Raw genomic sequence first — 18553 nt, 5'->3', positions numbered from 1 at the left:
TCCTCAGGACAAAGCGCAGAGGCGTTCGCCGCGGGCTGCGCCCGCCTCCAAAACCGGAGATTTTACGGGTATTCTCACAAGGTTTGGAAGGGTGTGGCTACGGTTTCATTCCTTCATTCCAAGGCGGAGTTTTGGAATGTTAAGGATCCCTGATCCAGGGTGTTGCCCTTTGCCTTCGGTACTCAGCACGGGCGAAGCCCGTCAGGGAATGTGATGGGCCTGAGGAATGAAGGCGAAAGAGCATTCTCGAACCTGGGGTCCAGGGGTGGCGAAGCCACTTAGGCTAAAAATCCCCTGGCCGCCGGAGGCAGGCTTTTTTTGAACCTGTATTGCGGACAGAGGAGAGCATATGGATGGCAGAGGACTTCCCCATGATCCGTACAATTTGATTGTTGCGGGGGTGGGCGGGCAGGGAAACGTGATGACGTCGCGGACCATCGGCTCCATGCTGGCGGCCCAGGGTTTTTTTGTTACCATCGGGGAGACCTTCGGGGCGTCCCAGCGTGGGGGATCGGTGATGAGCCACCTTCGCATTTCCGCCCGGTGCAGCTGGTCGCCGCAGATTCCGTTGGGCAAGGCGCACATGGTGGTCTCCATGGAGCCCTCCGAGGCGATTCGGGTGCTTAAGGATTTTGGGAACCGTCAGGTGAAGGTGATCACCAACACGCGTCCTTTTTTGCCGGTGGGGGTGATCTCCGGGCAGCTCAGTTACCCCTCGGATGAGGAGATCAGGGGCTGGATCCTGGAGATGACAGAGGGGGCCTGGTTCCTCAATGCCACGGAAGAATCCGTCAAGATCGGAGCACCGGTACTGGGCAACGTCATCATGGCAGGTGCCCTGGCGGGAACCGGTGAACTTCCCCTGGCACGGGAGCTGTTTGAAGGGGCTGCGGAAAAGCGGTTTGACGGGGAGACGCTGACTCAGAATCTCACAGCATTTGATGTGGGGGTCGCGGCCGTTTCCGGCTGAGCGTCCCCCCCACCAAGCTGTGAACGATAGGAGAATATGATGAAGAAACTCCCTGTGTGGGAGTACTCTTACCTAATACACAGTCCGTGCCAAGATGGAAAAATAATTTATGGAACCATGAGTAACGGGGCTTCTGGCCTTTTTGGGGACCTGAAGGGCAGGGATGGGAAAAGGGAAAAAAAGATCCGGGTGACTCCATTGGAGTCACCCGATGCCGCCGGGTGGATAAAAAAGTCTCACCAAGCGGTTTTTTTATGCGCATAAAATGATTGTTCGGCTTAACAACGCCCCAGGAGTGAGGCGCTCCAGGGCACAAGGGTGTTCGGGGGGGTAACAGGCCGATGGACCAAACGATGATCAAAGCGCATTCGCAATCTGCTTTTAAGGCGGCACACCTTGTCGCCGGAGGCTTGTTTTTTTGAATCCTGAAGGGTTCTATTGAGACAAGGCAATGGGGCGCCCCACCTGCACTTCGGCATAGCCCTTGCCAAAGGCCTTTCGGAATTGGTCCAGGCTCCAGTCGCAGCTGTCGTGGGGGGAGAGGCCCACGGTGGTGGCACCTGCTTTTTTGATGGTTTCGATGCCGCTTCGCACGTCGGCTTCGGTGAGGCCGTTCCACGGCATTCTATCGGAGCCCACGTATTTCTGGATGTTCACTGGGCCTACCTTGATGCGTCCTCCGCGGATGGGGTAGTGGAGCCCGCCGATGACAGCAAAAACAGGGTGGGGAAAAAGGGCTTCACAGCGTTCGATAAGACCTTCAATGGTGGGGTGGCCGCAGCCGATAATAAGGGCCATGCCCTTGCCCTTAACGTGGACGGCCAGGGCCTGTTCCAGGGTATAGCCCATGAAAAACAGGGACCGGCCCATGGGGCCCAGGGACCAGACCCCCGGCGCGATCTCCCGGGGTTCGGTGACGGTGACGGGACGGCACCCCTCGGGCAGGTGACCGGTGAGGGGCTCCGGGGTGTAGACAGGGAGGTCGGCCATGGAAAAGGGCCCTTGGGAAAAAGAGAACCGTTTCTCCTTCTCTTCGGGGATGCCCCCCACGTGGTCCCGGTGGAGGTGGCTGAGGACCAGGGCGTCGAGGGTGTTTAAATCCACACCGAGGGCTTCGGCATTGGCCAGCAGGGGAGAGGGGTGCTCCCCCTTTTCATTGGCGCCCACGTCCAGGAGGATCTTCGTGTCCCCTGCCGTGACGAGGTAGGAGACCCCGGCTTCGGTGGCAAGACCAGGCTCGGCTGCGTGGTAGTCCACCAGGGGCAGTACGGTGAGGGAGGAGACCCCATTGGAAGCGTCGAGCTTTGGTGCCCGGTACGCGGCATTTTCTATCTGCTGCCGCTTGATGCCGCGGGCGAGCTTGATCTTGAGCAGGGCCAGGGGGGTAAGGAGGATCAGGGCGAGGATGATCATAACCGTGAGCATGAAGGTGAGCATGGGCGCCTCCGGGGCTGGTGTGGGGTTTAACAATGACGCGTAAGGTATACGTCCGTGGTAAAGCAGTTTGTTTTGTGATTATTCAGCTTCAAAAAACAGCCTCCGGCGGCGAGGTGGAGCCACCGCGAAAGCTGATTGCGCGTGCGCATTTTCCTTCGTTCCTCAGAAAAATGCGCACGCGCCTTCGGCCCGGGCTTCGCCCGATACGTAAGCTGGTGGATTGTACAAACTATCCCACAAACCTTGGAGGACCAGGATGCGTTATCGTAACCCGTTGATAATCAGTTTTAACCGGACTACTTCCAAGGTGTTGGGAGATTTAAAAACCTGTTTGTCAAACTTTATAAAAGTTTGGCCCCCGGCAGGGCCGCCGGAGGCTTCTTGGGGCTGAATCGTTACCTCTGTTTTTATATTTTTACGACCCGATCCTTTTCAATCCCTTTGCGGCCCTCTTTGACGGTGGCCGCGGCGATGGCGGGGTCGTGTTCGAAAAAGAGGGTCCAGTTACCGGCCACGGCCTGTTTGAGGACGTTCTCCTTTTCGGACATGATGAGCAGGGGCTGGTTGTCGTAGCCCATGTGCCAGGGGACCGGGATATGGGCCGAGGTGGGGATCAGGTCGCCGCAGTAGAGCAGGGCGCCCTCCTCGTCGTGGATGAGGGGGAGCTGCTGGCCGCAGGTGTGGCCGTCGGAGAAGAGCAGGTCGATACCGTCGATGGGCAGGGTGTTGCCGTCCAGGACCGTGAGTTGCCCGCTTTCTTCCATGGGTGCCCAGTTCTCGGCAAAAAAGCTGGCCCGATCCCTCAAGGTGGGGTGCTTGGCCCAGTTGAGCTGGCGTTTCTGGGTGTAGTAGGTGGCGTTGGGAAAGGTGGGGACTGCCTTGCCGTCCTTGAGAAAGGTGGTGCCCCCTGCGTGGTCGAAGTGAAGGTGGGTGAGGATGACGTCGGTGATCTCCGCCGTGGAGAGGCCGAAGTCGCTCAGCGCTTGGTCCGGGCTGCGGGTGGACGTGACCCCGTAGATGGCAAGCTCTTTGTCACTGAACTTCGTGCCGCAGCCGGTGTCCACCAGGATGTTGCGGCCGTTGCCGCGAAGGAGCAGGGACCGCGCCTTGAGCGGGATGCGGTTTTTGTCGTCCGAGGCGATCTTTTTTTCCCAGAGGGGCTTGGGCACCACCCCGAACATGGCGCCTCCGTCCAGAAGAAAATCGCACATTTCCACCCCATGACACCTGTAACCACCGAACTCCATCGTTTGTCTCCCCGGTAAAAAGAGTTGCTCCACATCACCTTCCGGTCCGTCCTGAAAAACCGTATCCTACTTGATTTAGCCTGTAAATAGCTGAATATGAGCCATAGATAATGTTACCTCAGGGGGGCTGGGCGAGGAGCGTCGGCCGGCTGTGGAGGCAGAGTGTTGGATGGGTCTGAGGAGAATGGGGCGTGGCATGTGGCCATGGGGGACGTCAGGATGGAAAAAATCCCGTAACTGTTCAGCTCCAAAAAACAGCCTCCGGCGGCAAGGTGTGCCACCTTGAAAGCTGACAGCAGATGTGATTTGCCCCTCGTTCCTCGGGTCAAATCACATCTGCATTTAAAACGGCAGTAACTATTCAGCTTGCCTCCGGCGGGTCGCTTTTTTGAAAAAAAGCTCCGCAAAAAACTTTTGTAATGCAAAAAGTGGAAATTATTTCGGCGGAGCCTGGAAAGACTTGCTTAACACCTGTTTGTCGAACCCGACTCATAAAATCGGGCAAAAGTTTGGCCCCCGGCAGGGCCACCGGAGGCATCTCGGTTTTTATGCAGCCTTACGCAGTTGGTCGATGCGTCGGTCTTTTGCTTCCCAGACGCCGTTGATCCAGGTCTGGAAGTGGGCGCGGAAGTCGGGATCGTTCTCGTAGGAGCCGATGATGTCGTCGGTGACCTCCATGAGCTCCACGTGGACCTTGACGGCGTCGATCTTACCGCAGAGGTATTCCCAGAAGCTCTTGGTCCCGTTGGGGTAGACGATGGTGACGTTGACGATGCCGGTCATAAGCTCGCCCATGGAACCCAGGACAAAGGCGACGCCCCCGGCTTTGGGTTTGAGCAGGTGGGTGAAGGGGGAGCTTTGCCGGGTGTGTTTGCCCGGGGTGAAGCGGGTCCCCTCCACGAAGTTGACGATGGAGACCGGGATGGTTTTGTATTTTTCGCAGGCCTTTCGGGTGACCTCGATGTCTTTTCCCTTGAGGTGGGGGTGTTTTTTGAGCTGCTCTTTGGAGTAGCGCTTCATAAAGGGAAAATCCATGGCCCACCAGGCGAGGCCCATGATGGGGACCCAGATGAGCTCCTTTTTGAGGAAAAACTTCAGAAAGGGGATTTTGCGGTTGAGGACCCTCTGGAGGATGAGGATGTCCACCCAGCTCTGGTGGTTGCTGATGACAAGGTACCACATGTCCCGTTTAAGGCCTTCGGTTCCGGTGACTTCCAGGTCGATGTTCTGCATGAGCCGCATGTTGAAGGTGTTGACGTCGATCCAGTTTGTGGCCAGCATATCCAGGATTTTCCGGGAGGCTCGTTGCCAGAAGGAGAAGGGGATCACCAGCTTGGTGATGGCAACGGTCACCAGGGGCACAATGGTGACAATGGAGTTGAGGAAATAAAGCAGAAAAGCGAGGACCCCCCTGATGGGGCCGGGCAGAATGGATCTCATGGTCGGTGACCTCCGTGGGGTTGAGGGCCTTGGTGACAGGCCGGTTTCGGACACCTCGTTCGCCCATGCGTGACGGGTCCGGTGATGGCGCGGACGGGCCTGTGGTGCAGGCTGACCGACCGGGGTTCGGCAACAGGTTTATGCAAGCTTTGTGCCTGGTGCGTGTGTCGGTGGGATGCTTCGGAAATGCAGGGGGTTCACGATGGGGTGACGGCTGGTTTCGGGACGGAAAGGGGAATGGGGTGTGCAAACCAAGCAGGTTGGTTTGCACGATTTGTACAAAGATGTGTCAGCCGCTGTAGCGCTGGCTCAGGGTCTCGTAGGCCAGGGCGTCGCCTCCGAAGATGTCCAGGGCGCTTCCCACGGTGAAGTCGATGGCCCCGTTGCCCAGGGTGTCGATGGTCTCGATGTCCGACAGGGAGCGGATTCCCCCGGCGTAGGTGACGGGGCGTTTCCCCCATTTCCCAAGGAGTTCCACCAGGGGCTCTTCAATGCCCGAGACCATGCCCTCCACGTCCACGCCGTGGATGAGGAACTCATGGCAGGAGTCTGCCAGGCGGTCCAGCAGGGGGAGGGTGATCACCTCATCGGTCCAGGTTTGCCAGCGGTCGGTGACGATGCGGTAGCCTTCGTCGCTGCGCCGGCAGCTCAGGTCCAGGACGAGTCGCTCTTTGCCCACGGTCTTGACCAGTTTGGCCAGGCGCTCTTCGTCGATGCGGCCGTCGTGGAAGACGTGGGAGGTGACGATGACGGCTGCAGCCCCAGTAGACCAGGAGACAGCGTTGTCGCAGGTGATGCCGCCGCCCACCTGCAAGCCGTCGGGCCAGGCGGCAAGGGCACCGCAGGCCGCCTCTTTGTTGCCCGGGCCCAGCTGGATGACGTGGCCGCCGGTGAGGTTGTCCTTGCGGTAGAGCTCGGCAAACCAGGAGGCGGGCCGGGTGGCGGAAAAGTTGGTGGTGGGCGACTCGTCCGAGTCGGTCAACGTGCCGCCCACGATCTGTTTGACGACCCCCTGGTGGAGGTCGATGCACGGTCTGAATTTCATGGTCTCCTGTCCCGTTGGGGTGCGATCAGTCGGCGATGTAGGTGGCGCAGGAGTTTTCAGATTCCCAGGCCGAGACACGGGAGACCTTGACCCCGTCCACGTCGATTCTGCGGTCGAGCTCTTTTGCGATGTACATGGCAATGTGCTCGGAGGAGGGGGGCGCGTCCTTGAAGATGTCCGACTCATTCAGGTAGGTGTGATCCAGGGTACCTATCACCTCTTTCAGCTCTTTTTTGACGATGCCGAAGTCCATGAGGACCCCGCCCTTGTCCAGCTTTTCTCCCTGAACGTACACTTCCACGTGCCAGTTGTGGCCATGGAGGTTCTCACACTGTTCGCCCACCATGGTGAGGCGGTGGGCAGCGGCAAAACGGGTGGTGACTTTCAATTCAAACATGGGCTCTCCTTCGTTTAGTAGCCAGACCCCTTGAGGAGGTTCTTCAGCCTGTTGGTGAACTTTTCCGAATCGAGCTTTTCAAATTCCCGGAGGAGCTTCTCCTGCTTTTTGGAGATTTTCTTGGGGGTGGTGATCTCCACCTGGATGATCTGGTCCCCGGGCCTGCCGCCCCGCAGGGACGGAATGCCTTTGCCGGGGAAGCGGAAGGTCTCGGCGTACTGGGTCCCTGCCGGGATCTTGAGGGACTCTTCGCCTTCCAGGGTGGGGATGGTGATGGTGGCTCCAAGGGCCGCCTGGATAAAGGAGATCTCCACCAGGCAGATGATGTCGTTGCCGTTGCGCTGGAAGTGCTTGTGGGGGCGCACGGAGATGAAGACGTAGAGGTCCCCTGCGGGGCCGCCGTTGGGGCTGGCTTCCCCTTCGCTGGTGAGGCGCAGGCGGGAGTCGGTGTCGACGCCGGCCGGGATCTTCAGGGAGACGGTCTTGCTCACGGCCACCTGGCCGCGGCCGTTGCAGTCGGGGCAGGGGGTCTTGATGGTTTTGCCGCGGCCCTGGCAGGCCGGACAGGTGGAGCGCACCGTGAAAAATCCCTGGCTCTGGGTGTGCTGGCCCGTGCCCTTGCAGAGATGGCAGACCTCGGGTTCGGTGCCGGGCTTGCAGCCGTTGCCTTCACAGGTGGTGCAGGTCTGGCGCTTGTCCAGCTTGATCTCTTTTTCCGTGCCGAAGGCGGCCTCTTCAAAATCGATGGTGAGGTCGTAACGCAGGTCGGCCCCGCGCTGGACCCGGCTCCTGCCGCGTCCGCGTCCCCGGCCTCCGCCGCCCATGCCGAAGAAGTCTTCGAAGATGTCGCCGAAGCTGGAGAAGATGTCGTCAAACCCGCCGGAGCCGGAGAAGCCGTTGCCTTCAAGGCCCTGGTGGCCGTACTGGTCGTAGATCTGGCGTTTTTTGGGGTCGGTGAGGACGTCGTAGGCTTCGGCCGCCTCTTTGAATTTATCCTCGGCTTCCTTGTCCCCGGGGTTTCGGTCGGGGTGGTATTTCAGTGCCAGCTTGCGGTATTTCTTTTTCAGCTCTTCGGCACTTGCCTCGCGATCGACGTCGAGGATTTCGTAGTAGTCTCTTTTCGTCGTCATGTATATTTCCGATACGCTTCCAACAGGTTGTCACGGTTGACCAATTGTGATAATTTCGATGGCTTGGTCCTGCGATACGCCCTTTGCGGGCGCGGGGTCATCCCTTTAGGCTGCCCGGAATATGGGGCTCGGCCGTCGGCGTGGTTCCGCCACCATCAGGTGACGTTCATACAGGGCGCACCCCTCCCATGTCGGCAGAACCATGGACTAAATTAAATCAGAATTTGGTGTTGTCAATGAATAATGTAGAGCTGCCCTTCATTCGGGAGATGTTTGACGCCATTGCCCCGAAGTACGATGTGTTGAATCGGAGCCTGAGCCTGTACCAGGACGTGATCTGGAGGCGCAGGGCCATTGCCTCTCTCAAGCTTGGCAACGGACGCGGAAAAAAAATGCTCGACGTGGCCTGCGGCACCTGCGACATGGCCATCGAAGCGGTACGAAGGACCCAGGGGCGCCTTTCCGTGGTGGCCACGGATTTCTCCTTCAACATGCTGGCTTTGGGCAAGGCCAAGGTGGCGGAAGAGCCCCACGGAAAGGCCATCGCCCTGGCCCAGGGCAACGGCCTGGCCCTGCCCAGCTTTGACGATGCTTTTGACGCCGTGACCATCGCCTTCGGTATCCGCAACATCATGGACCGCAAGGGTGCCCTCACCGAGTTCCACCGCTGCCTTAAAAAGGAGGGGCGTGTGGCTGTTCTGGAGCTCACCACTCCCACCAACAAGGTCCTGAAAAGTCTTTACCTTCTCTATTTTCAGAAAATCCTTCCCGTCATCGGCGGGCTCTTTTCCAAAAACAGGGGGGCCTACACCTACCTGCCCGAGTCGGTCCTCAAGTTCCCCAGCCACGAGGAGTTCAAGGCCATCATGGCCGAGGCCGGGTTCCTACAAGATCCACCCCTCCCCATCAACCTTTGGGAGAAGCTCCAGCCACCCTTCACAGGGAGTGGAAAAGACCTTGCTGCCTGGGGTTGAAATGTCAGCCAAAGGCTCTCACAGTGTTTATCTCCAAGGGCTCCGCTGTCAGTAATACAAACAAATTTGCATGGATCTTTTCATGCGCTAATGCCAGCGTGTCCACTGAGGCCACCACTCCTGCACACCTCGGCTTTTGAGGGCGGCCATGGCACGTGATTATTCCGGTTAACCTCAAGCGAATCCCAAAGGTTCTTCATCGTGTTATTAGAAGAATGAAATGGACCTCCCCTGCAAAGACGGTTGCCAGATGTCGCACATCACGCGAATGCAACGATAACGCAGGCAGAATGGCTGCCTCCATGCATTCGCCTCAGGGTTTCAAGGTGCCCCCACCTTGCCGCCGGAGGCTCTTTTTTTGAGCTGAACAGTTACCCTGTTTTCTCCGGGGCATTTTTTCTTGCGATAAATCGGGCCAGGGTGTAATCTTTCCCATTGATTTAACAGGTTACACCTGCCCCAAGGATTTTATCGGGAGGAGACAATGAGTGCAGTTGCGGCGTTGCCCTGCTACAGTGCCGGCGAGGAGCTCGCCAACAGCATTACCCACGGCGTGGGGATTCTTTTCGGGATCTCGGCGTTGTGCATCATGACCACCTTCGCCGCCCTTTACGGGGATGCCTGGCATATCGTCGGCTGCAGCGTCTTCGGGGCGGCTCTTGTTCTGCTCTATACCTTTTCCACCCTCTACCACAGCGTCACCGTTCCCCGCTTGAAATCCGTGTTTCGGGTTTTTGACCACTCCGCCATTTATCTTCTCATCGCAGGCACCTACACCCCTTTTACCCTGGTGAGCCTTCGCGGCGCCTGGGGCTGGGTTCTCTTCGGGGCCGTCTGGGGTGCAGCCCTTGTGGGCATTGTCTTGAAGATCATCTCCATCCATCGCTGGGAGGCCCTTTCCCTCGGGCTCTATGCAGGGATGGGGTGGTCGGTGGTGGTGGTCGTCAAACCGCTTCTCTCCTCGTTGCCCACGGGGGGGCTTATTTTTTTGATTCTCGGAGGTCTCGCCTATACCTTCGGCATCGTCTTCTATGCCTGGGAGAAACTCCCCTTCAACCATGCCATCTGGCACCTTTTCGTGCTGACAGGCATCGTCCGCCGTACTCTTCTATGTGATCCCCGTTTTCAGCTGAAAGGGGCTGATCATTTATCCGTTTTACAACCGTAACTATTCAGCTTATGCCTCCGGCGGCCCTGCCGGGGGCTAAACGTTTGCCTGATTTTATAAAGGCGGGTTTAACAAACAGGTTTTAAAAAATCTTTTTGAGTGAATTTTTACTTTAAAGGCAGATGTGATTTGACCCGGGGAACGAGGGGCAAAACACATCTGCTATCTGCTTTCAAGGTGGCACACCTTGCCGCCGGAGGCTGTTTTTTTGAGCTGAATAGTTACTTACAACCAAACACAAAGAGCCATGGGAAGGACGTCCCATGGCTCTTTGTGTTTGGTGTGATTCTCACGGGCGAAGCCCGTCAGAAAAATGAGAAGGGCCGAAGGCCCGGAGCATGTGCGAACCTGGGGATTATCCCCTGCTCAACAGGTTCTGGGCGGTGCTGATCTCCACGAAGGAGGCGCCGTTTGCCGCACCGAAGTGACCGGCCAGGACGACAATGAGGTCCTCCTGGCTGAAGGAGCCCCTGGACAGGAGGCGGGTGAGGGCTTCGTGGAGGAACTCGTTGGTGGTCTGGTTGAGCTTCATGTAGCTCCCGAGGACCCCGAAGGAGAGGGCGAGTTCCCGCATCACCCGCTTGCTGTAGCACTGGGCGTAGATGGGGTTTTCCCCACGGTAAGCGGCCAGGCCCCTGATGGTGCGCCCGGTGAGGGTATCGGCCACGATGGCTTTGGTGGGAAGGCGCAGGGCAGCCTTCACCGCGGCCTTGGTGAGGTAGTCTGTGGTGATACTTTCCGGTGTGTAGGGGGTGTCGTTGAAGGTGCTGCGGCTCTCCTCCACCTCCAGGGCGATGCGGGCCATGGTCTGGACCGCCTCCACCGGGTACTTGCCGTTGGCGGTTTCACCGGAGAGCATGATGGCGTCGGTGCCGTCCAGGCAGGCGTTGCCAACGTCCGAGACTTCGGCCCTGGTGGGACGCGGGGCGTGAATCATGGAGTGGAGCATCTGGGTGGCGATGATGACCGGTTTTCTCTTCTCCACGCACTTTTTAACGAGGCGCTTCTGGATGAGGGGAATGCGCTCGGCCGGGATCTCGATGGCCAGGTCCCCCCTGGCGATCATGGCGCCGAAGGCGTGGTCCAGGATCTCGTCGATGTTGTCCAGCCCCTCCTGGTTTTCGATTTTGGCGATGATTTTGACGTCGCTGTCCATGGCATCGAGGATCTCCTGAACGGCCTGAACGTCCTCTTTTTTACGGACAAAGGAGTGGGCGATGAAGTCCACGTCCTGTTCTGCGGAGTACTTGACAAAGGCGATGTCTTTTTCGGTGAGGGCGGGCAGGTTGATGGTGACATCCGGGATGTTGATGCTCTTGCGCCCTTTGATGGTGCCGTCGTTTTCCACGGTGCAGTGGAGGGTGGTGTCGGTTTTGCCGGTGACGGCCAGGGCGATGTCACCGTCATCGATGAGGAGCTGGCTTCCCACGGGGACGTCTGCGGCCAGGTCGTTGTACGAGACGCAAAGAAGGCCGGGCTTTGAGGTGCCGCTTGCATCACCCCGCACGTCGATGAGATCGCCTGCGATGACGGGCAGGCCTTCGTCCATGGCCACGGTTCGGATCTCCGGCCCCTTGGTGTCCACCATGATGGCCAGGTTCTCGGAAACGGCCCGGACGTTGTCGATGACCTTTTGGGCGTCGTCCGTGGTCATGTGGGCCGTGTTGAGGCGCACCACGTTCATCCCGGCGTCGTAGAGCTCACGTAAAAAGTCCACATCACATTTCAAGTTGGAGATCGTTGCTACGATTTTTGTCTTTTTTTGCACAGGTTACCCGCCTTGTCCGTCATCTGGGTTTTGCCGCAATCCGAGGCGTCCCGCGTCGTGCCCGCGGCATTGCCGGGGCAGGGCGAGGCTGCGGCTGCCTTGATTCCTTAGGTTACTCTACAGGAAGCGTTATCAAATGAAAACGGTTCTTTCTTCCCGGCTCCCCCAGGGATCATCCGGGTTGAGCCCGGGTCATCGGAGGGGCGCGCAGGCGGTGGTAACCCGTTGATTACCCTATGGGTAACCGCTGTTTTGTGGTAGAGTAAAAAAACAGGTATCGTTCAGACGGGTATTCCTCTTTTTTCCCCTCGTGCCCCCAGGCCTTCGGCACACCCCGCCTGCACGGCAGCCCCTCCAGACACAATCCGACACCCAGGCCCCCGGCTGCAAGCGCCGCCTTTGGGGCTCAGCTTTCACTTACAACAACCCATCAGAGAGACAAGCCGATGAATGTACTGGTCGTGGATGACGAGATCCTCTCCGTGGAACTTCTGAAAGAGGCGTTGAACCGTACGGGGTATGAGGTGGCTGTGCGCGAGAACGGGAGTGAGGCCCTGTCCTACCTTCGGGACCATGGGGAGTGCCGCATTGTGATTACCGATTGGGAGATGCCGGACATGGACGGGCTGGAGTTGACCCGGCGCATCCGCCAGGACAGCATCGGGCACTATGTCTACATCATCATGGTTACCAGCCGCGGGGGCACGGCCAACGTGGTGGAGGGGCTGGAGGCCGGGGCCGACGACTTTATGTCCAAGCCTTTTCATCCCGCGGAGCTGGAGGTGAGGTTGCGCTCCGGATTGCGTCTCATGTCCCTTGAGGCGAGCAACATGACGATTTTTGCCCTGGCCAAGCTGGCCGAGTCCCGGGATCCGGAAACCGGGGCCCACCTGGAACGGGTGCGGGGGTTCTCCCGTGCCCTGGCCGTTCGCATGGGTGCCGAAGGGCCGTTAAGCGGGGAGATCGACACCGCCTTTATTGAGAACATGTACCTCACCACCCCCCTGCACGATATCGGCAAGGTGGCCATACCCGATTACGTGCTCCTCAAACCCGGGCGTCTCACCGATGCGGAGTTTGAGATCATGAAACGCCATACCACCGAAGGGGCCGCCACCCTTAACCTTTGGTATAAGGATCGCCCGCACCTTATTTTCTCAGTCGCCCGGGATATCGCCCTGTGTCACCATGAACGCTTTGACGGCACCGGTTACCCAAGGGGCCTCAAAGGGCGGGACATTCCCCTGGCTGCACGTATCTTCAGCCTTGCCGACGTCTACGACGCCCTTATCTCCAAGCGGGTGTACAAGCCTGCCTACAGCCACGATGTGGCCAAAAACCTCATCATGGAAGGGGACGGCACCCAGTTTGACCCTTATGTGGTGGAGGCCTTCCTGGCGCTGGAAGAGACGTTCCAGGCCATCGTGAAGAGTCAGGGCCGGGGCATGTAAGCTACATGCCTTCCTCCAGGCATTTCACAAACCGTTCCACCCCCTCCTCAATGGCTGCCGCATGGTCGGCGCACGCCTTTACATCTCCTTTTTCCGCCGTGTTTTGAAGGGTTGCGGCCAGCTGTTCCAGCCGCTTGGCCGAGATGTTGGCAAAGTACCCCTTCATTTTGTGGGCCTGTGCACGGATGGGTTCGGGATCCCCTTGGGCCACGGCTTCCCTCAGGCGCTCCAGCTCCTGGGGTGTTTTTTCAAGAAAAAGGGTGATGAGTTTGTCCAGCAGCCGGGTGTTGCCCTGGATACGCAGGAGGAGATCTTCCCGGTCAAAAAGCAGGAGCTCTTCCGGGGGCTTCTCCTTTTCCCGGGGTTCCGGCAGGGACGGCTGGGCCTGGGGGCGGGGAGGGGTCAGGAGGTAGGACTGCAGGGCGTGATACACCGCTTCGGGCAGGATGGGTTTTGGGATGTGGTCGTTCATGCCTGCCTTGAGGCATTTTTCCCGGTCCCCCTCCATGGCGTTGGCTGTCATGGCAACGATGGGGACATCGTGGCGCATGACGGCCGACTGGGGATCCCGCACCACGCGGGTGGCCTCAAACCCGTCCATCTCCGGCATCTGGAGGTCCATGAAGACGAGGTCGTAGGCGGTGGTTTCCATGGCTTTGACGGCCTGGAGGCCGTTTTCCGCCACATCGGCCCGGAAGCCGTAGCTCTCCAGGATGCCCAGGGCCACCTCCTGGTTGATGGGGAAGTCTTCCACCAGGAGGATCCGGTGGTTGCGCCGCGAAAGCTCGGCCATGGTGTGGCGGGTGAGAAACGGCTTTTCGGGCTGGTTCTCCACCGGGGTTCCTCCCAGGAGCGTGGCCAGGCAGTTGTAGAGTTGAGAGCGCTTGTAGGGCTTGGTGAAGTAGGCGTCGAAACCAGCGGATTTGAAGCGGCTGGCATCGCCCCGCTGCCAGAGGGTGGCCATGAAAATGAGGGAGAGCCCCTGCAGGGATCCGTGGGCCCGGATGCGCCTGCCCAGGGTTTCGCCGTCCATGTCCGGCATGTCGCTGTCGATGACGGCGATGGCATAGGGATCGCGGTGGATGGCTGAAACGAGCAGGTCAAGGGCCGCCTCTCCGCTGGGCGCTTCGTCGGTGCGGCAGTGCCAGGCCTCCAGCTGGCTTTTCAGGGCTTTTCGGCTGCTCTTGTTGTCGTCCACCAGCAGGATGCGGCAGCCGCGGATATCGGCTGCCGGGGTCATGCAGAAGCTTCCTTCGCGTGGGCAGGCGTCCAGCATCACGGTGAACCAGAAGGTGCTCCCTTTGCCCTCCTCGCTCTCCACCCCGATCTCACCACCCATGAGGGTGATGAGTTGCCTGGAGATGGAGAGCCCCAGCCCTGTACCGCCGAACCGTCGGGTGGTGGAGACGTCGGCCTGGGTAAAGGGAGAGAACAGGTTGTCGCGGGCCTCTTCGGGGATGCCGATGCCCGTATCGGAGACAGCGAACCACAGGGGGATTTTCATCCGAGAGGCCCCTTCCCGCTCTGTGCACCGGGTGACGTGGATGAGCACCTCGCCTTTGGCCGTGAACTTGATGGCGTTGCTGATGAGGTTCATCAGTACCTGCCGCAGGCGGGACGGGTCCCCGGAGAGGCGCAAGGGGACGTCGTGGTCCATGCGGAAGATGTACTCAAGGCCCTTGGACTGGGCCTTGACCGCCATGATGTCGTTGATGTTTTCCAGCATGGTCAGAAGGTCAAAGTCGATGGCCTCCAGCTCCAGCTTGCCCGACTCGATCTTCGAGAAGTCCAGGATGTCATTGATGATGGTCAGCAGGGCATCTGCGCTTTTCTGGATGGTGTGTACCCGGTGGGTCTGCTCTTCGGACAGGGGGGTGCCCATGAGGAGCCGGGTCATGCCCATGACGCCGTTCATGGGGGTGCGGATTTCGTGGCTCATATTGGCCAGGAAGCGGCTCTTGGCCCTGTTGGCCGCTTCCGCGGCCCGGGCCAGGTCCTTGGCGTTGTGGATGGCTTCCCTTAAGTGGAAGTTGGCGGCCTCGGTGGCGGCCTTGGCGTCCTTGAGGTCCGCCACGGTCTGCCGGAGCTCTGCGGTGCGCAGGGCCACGGTCTCCTCCAGGCTCTCATGCTGTTTCAGGAGCTCGGCATCGCGGCGCTGGATCTGGCTCAGCATGTCGTTGAACCCCTCCATGAGCAGGCCGATTTCATCTTCTGTGCGCTTGACGGCTCTGACCGCGTAGTTTTTTCCCTCCGAGACTTCGCTCATCATGCCGGTGAGCTCCAGGATCGGTCCGGAAACGATAACCTGGAGGCGAGAGGAGATGGTGTAGGCGGCAAAAATGGAGAGGGCCAGGATCCCCATGGCTGCGGCCAGGTAGAAGAGGAGTCGGCGGTAGACCCGGGTGAGGTCTGCCTGCAGGGTGACGGTGCCCAGGAGCTCACCGTCGAAGCGAATCTCTTCTTTCACCTCGATGTGGGTGGCAGGAAAGGGAAGGTCGTTTAGCAGGCGGTGGGGCGGAGCGGACTCCGGGGTCTGGGAGGACGGAGGAAGACGCCGGTACTGGGCAAAGAGGGTCCCGTCGGGTTTGTGGATGCGGGCCCGGTCCAGGCTGGGGTCCACGGAGAGCCCCTCCAGGTTTTCCCTTGCCACCTTGGTGTCGTTGAAGGTGAGGGGGGCCACGGAGTTGTATCCGATGATGCGGGCCAGCATGGAGAGGTTGTTGTGCATCTCCTGTCGAGACGTAAAGGCCTCGGTGGCCAGCAGCAGCAAGGTGGCCAGAATCAGGATGAAGCCTGAGATAAGGGTCATCAGGGCCACGAGTTTCTGCCGGAGGGGCAGGGCTTTGAAGTAGGTGAGCATGGGGTCGCCTGTATCTGTGTTAGGGCACCAGCCGGGCGAGCTTGAGCAGGCGGGAGCTGATGGCGAGTCCCGCTGTCCGGGTGGTGGACAGGTTGACTTCAAAACGGATTTTGTTTTCCGTCTTGATAAAGGTGAGCATGCCCCCCCGGCTGGAGAATCCCGGGAGGCTGCTGACGGTCAGGATGGGCCGGGTCCCGATGGCCGCAAGGATCTGCTGGATGGTTTTCGGGGTTGTCTCCCCCACAAAGAGCATGTGGCAACGTGGCAACTCCCCTAGGGTGTTGATATGGCGGATTTCCAGGGGGCGGTCCTGGACCCGTTTGTACTGGATGGTGGGCAGGGCCGAATCAATGGGGTCGTCACCGAGAACACAGAGCACGATGGGAGCCACGCTGTTGTCAAAGGCCTCTTCGGGCCAGGTCACGAACCGGGCAAAGTTCAGGAGATAAGCCGCTTTGATGCGGCTCTCCGTTGCCGGCTCCGCAGACACACGGGCAGGCCCCACGCTGAAAAGAGCGATGCAGAAGACAAGAACGGTGATGGTGAGGCGTTGCTTGCTGTTCATGACCTTGAGAAAACGTGCGGAATACCGCGAAACGGGGCCTGCCGCGTTTGGGGTTAAAAGGCCAGGGTCGCCTGGGCGTGGACGGAACGCTCCACTTCCGTGGGCGCGACCCACAAAAGGGACTCGGCGAACTCTGCGTGGCTTTCGTGGAGGAGGTTCTGCCCGGTGACGGAGAGTTCCACGCCCTTAGTCGGTTTCCAGGCGAGGCGCGCGTCGAGTTCGGTGTAGGCATCCACGCGTCCTTCCTGGATGTCGTCCATGTGACGGAGCCAGAGGTCCAGGGTCACCCTCGGTGAGAGGTCCAGGCCGGACCGCAGGGAGAATTGGACCTTGGGCGCGGCGTCGTCGGTGTCATCGGAAAAACTCCCCGCGTAGCCGGACTTGGTGTCGTAGCTGGCCTGGAAGAGGGTGCCGGAGGCCTGGAGCCGCCAGTTGGGACGGGGCGCCCAGTTGGAAGCAACCTCCAGGCCCCAGGTGTGTCCCTCCATGCCGTTGTTGATGGAGGTCTCCAGGGTGACGCGGGGCGGGTCTGCCCCCGGGTCCGGCACCGGCTCGCCGGTGAGGTAGCCGCTGAGGTCGTCGTAGCTGTTGAAAAAGAGGGCCAGGTCCAGGGAGAAGGCGGGGTCCGGGGTGAGGCGGTAGCCGGCCTCTAAGGCGATGAGTTTTTCGGATTCGAAGTCCTCGTCTCCTGTGATGAGCACCTCCAGGGGAAGGGGAGAGGGATTGACCGGGGTCCCCGGAGGTACAACCGCCTGGCGGATCCGGATCTGGGTTTCGGATCGGTTGGGGGTGCGAACGGCCCGGGAGACGGCAAACCAGGTGCTGTGGATGGCATTGGGTGCCCAGAGAATCCGGGCATTGGGCTGAATCTCCGTTCCGGTGTAGTCGTTGTGTTCCAGCTTGGTGCCCAGGGTGAGCTGCAGGGACGGTGTGAGGGTGATTTCATCCTGGAGAAAGGTGCTGATGAGATGGTCGGTGGTGGATGGGGAGGCCAGGGTAAAGTTGTCGCTGAATTCAATGGTGTCCGAATAATAGCGGTACCCAAACCCCCAGATCACTTCGTGGCCTGAAAGGGGCTGGAACCGGTGCTGAAAATCGAGGTCGGCAAGGTCTCCTTCCCAGGAGAGATCGTTTTCTTCTTTTTCCGAGCGGTCGTAGTAGGCCTGGAAGGTGAACTCCGAGGTGGTGGACAGGGTGCGGGTGACCCGGCTCAGCAGGTTCATGTGCTTGGAGTCGTTTTCATTTTCGTACAAGGTTGTGTATGGCGCGGAAAGGGACGGGAGATTTGTACGCTCGTTGAATCGCCCGGAGTAAACGTCGCCCTGGAAGGTGAGGCGCATATCGGCCGTGGGGGTCAGGTCGCTGCGGAATCCTCCCTGGAGGGTGTCCCAGGAGTCGCCGCTGCCCTCGCCTTCGGGGCTGACGGATTCATCCCGGTTGGCGTAGGTGGCGTAGAGGCGGTAGTGGCCTTTGGATCCGGCCTCGCCCCCGTAGCGGGCACCGCCGCCGCTACGCTCCAGGGTACCGACGCGGTTGGTGGCAAGGGCCCCCTGGGTTTTGTCCGATGTCTTGGTGATGATGTTGATGATGCCGTTGACGGCATTGGCGCCCCAGAGGCTGGCACCGGGGCCCCGGATCACTTCGATGCGATCGATGTCCTCTAAAAGGGTGGTCTGGTCCTCCCAGAACACCCCGGAAAAGAGGGGGGAGTAGAGGGTGCGGCCGTCCATCTGGACGAGGAGTTTGTTGGCGAACTGGCTGTTGAACCCCCGGGCGGTGATGGCCCATTTGCTCGAAGATATGCGGGCCACCTGAATGCCCGGGACCATGCGCAGGGCATCCGGGATATTGGTGACCCCGGACCTGCGGATATCATCGGAGGTGATGACGAAGATGGCCGACGGGGCGTGGGAGAGCTTCTGGGGCTTGCGGGAGACCGAGGTGACCTCGATGTTGGCGAGCTCTTCGATGGAGAGTTCCGTAAAGTCTTCGGTGGCACCGGCCGGCAAGGCCAGGCAAAGCCCGATGGCGAGGGTCCACGCAAGGATGGCACGACAATGTGGGGGGCGTGACTTTTTCATGGGGATCTCCAGGCTGCCGA

Annotated in this window: 14 protein-coding genes; 4 read left to right on the top strand and 10 right to left on the bottom strand. The window is 59.7% G+C overall.

Going from position 1 to position 18553, the window contains the following annotated elements:
* Positions 1 to 349 precede the first annotated feature (349 nt).
* Positions 350 to 970, top strand: coding sequence for a 2-oxoacid:acceptor oxidoreductase family protein (locus ACOYW2_RS23775; protein WP_482768189.1), 621 nt, complete (start codon positions 350 to 352; stop codon positions 968 to 970).
* 435 nt (positions 971 to 1405) lie between these two features.
* Here the strand turns inward: ACOYW2_RS23775 and ACOYW2_RS23770 are convergent, their stop codons facing one another.
* The 6 genes from ACOYW2_RS23770 to dnaJ all read right to left on the bottom strand — a co-directional run bounded on the left by ACOYW2_RS23770 (position 1406) and on the right by dnaJ (position 7666).
* On the bottom strand, positions 1406 to 2407 hold the full coding sequence (locus ACOYW2_RS23770) for an MBL fold metallo-hydrolase (RefSeq protein WP_482768188.1): 1002 nt from the start codon (positions 2405 to 2407) through the stop codon (positions 1406 to 1408).
* 407 nt (positions 2408 to 2814) lie between these two features.
* Entirely contained in the window at positions 2815 to 3654 is an 840-nt protein-coding gene (locus ACOYW2_RS23765; protein WP_482768187.1) for an MBL fold metallo-hydrolase, read from the bottom strand.
* A 546-nt stretch (positions 3655 to 4200) separates the two neighbouring features.
* Positions 4201 to 5094 carry an acyltransferase gene (locus ACOYW2_RS23760; RefSeq protein WP_482768186.1) on the bottom strand — a complete coding sequence of 298 codons (894 nt, stop codon included), beginning with the start codon at positions 5092 to 5094 and terminating at the stop codon, positions 4201 to 4203.
* A 289-nt stretch (positions 5095 to 5383) separates the two neighbouring features.
* Complete coding sequence (hisA, locus tag ACOYW2_RS23755; protein ID WP_482768185.1) at positions 5384 to 6139, bottom strand: phosphoribosylformimino-5-aminoimidazole carboxamide ribotide isomerase; 756 nt, start codon at positions 6137 to 6139, stop codon at positions 5384 to 5386.
* 25 nt (positions 6140 to 6164) lie between these two features.
* Positions 6165 to 6536, bottom strand: a complete 372-nt coding sequence (gene queD, locus ACOYW2_RS23750; RefSeq protein WP_482768184.1) for a 6-carboxytetrahydropterin synthase QueD — start codon at positions 6534 to 6536, stop codon at positions 6165 to 6167.
* A gap of 14 nt (positions 6537 to 6550) precedes the next feature.
* The gene (gene dnaJ, locus ACOYW2_RS23745; protein WP_180137708.1) at positions 6551 to 7666 is read right to left on the bottom strand and encodes a molecular chaperone DnaJ; all 1116 of its coding nucleotides are present in this window, start codon (positions 7664 to 7666) and stop codon (positions 6551 to 6553) included.
* Between the two features lie 236 nt (positions 7667 to 7902).
* On the opposite strand from dnaJ, the gene ubiE reads away from it, so the two are divergent.
* Complete coding sequence (ubiE, locus tag ACOYW2_RS23740; RefSeq protein WP_482420263.1) at positions 7903 to 8640, top strand: bifunctional demethylmenaquinone methyltransferase/2-methoxy-6-polyprenyl-1,4-benzoquinol methylase UbiE; 738 nt, start codon at positions 7903 to 7905, stop codon at positions 8638 to 8640.
* 484 nt (positions 8641 to 9124) lie between these two features.
* Positions 9125 to 9808, top strand: a complete 684-nt coding sequence (gene trhA, locus ACOYW2_RS23735) for a PAQR family membrane homeostasis protein TrhA (RefSeq protein ID WP_482768183.1) — start codon at positions 9125 to 9127, stop codon at positions 9806 to 9808.
* 355 nt (positions 9809 to 10163) lie between these two features.
* On the opposite strand, the gene pyk is transcribed toward trhA, so the two are convergent.
* The gene (gene pyk / locus ACOYW2_RS23730) at positions 10164 to 11576 is read right to left on the bottom strand and encodes a pyruvate kinase (protein ID WP_482418324.1); all 1413 of its coding nucleotides are present in this window, start codon (positions 11574 to 11576) and stop codon (positions 10164 to 10166) included.
* Between the two features lie 446 nt (positions 11577 to 12022).
* On the opposite strand from pyk, the gene ACOYW2_RS23725 reads away from it, so the two are divergent.
* Entirely contained in the window at positions 12023 to 13027 is a 1005-nt protein-coding gene (locus ACOYW2_RS23725; protein WP_482420261.1) for a response regulator, read from the top strand.
* A gap of 1 nt (position 13028) precedes the next feature.
* Here ACOYW2_RS23725 and ACOYW2_RS23720 read toward each other — a convergent pair whose 3' ends face one another.
* Genes ACOYW2_RS23720 through ACOYW2_RS23710 form a run of 3 tightly spaced genes read right to left on the bottom strand, consistent with a single transcriptional unit; the run spans position 13029 to position 18533 of the window.
* Entirely contained in the window at positions 13029 to 15887 is a 2859-nt protein-coding gene (locus tag ACOYW2_RS23720; RefSeq protein WP_482768182.1) for a response regulator, read from the bottom strand.
* A gap of 19 nt (positions 15888 to 15906) precedes the next feature.
* Positions 15907 to 16452, bottom strand: coding sequence for a TOL_0243 family YfiR-like periplasmic protein (locus tag ACOYW2_RS23715; RefSeq protein WP_482418321.1), 546 nt, complete (start codon positions 16450 to 16452; stop codon positions 15907 to 15909).
* A 53-nt stretch (positions 16453 to 16505) separates the two neighbouring features.
* Entirely contained in the window at positions 16506 to 18533 is a 2028-nt protein-coding gene (locus ACOYW2_RS23710) for a TOL_0244 family TonB-dependent receptor (RefSeq protein WP_482768181.1), read from the bottom strand.
* Between the last annotated feature and the right edge of the window lie 20 nt (positions 18534 to 18553).

Source organism: Desulfoluna sp. CLI2B (assembly GCF_056847375.1).
The sequence above is the reverse complement of the archived record's forward strand: the minus strand, read 5'-3'. Positions and strand labels throughout refer to the sequence as shown.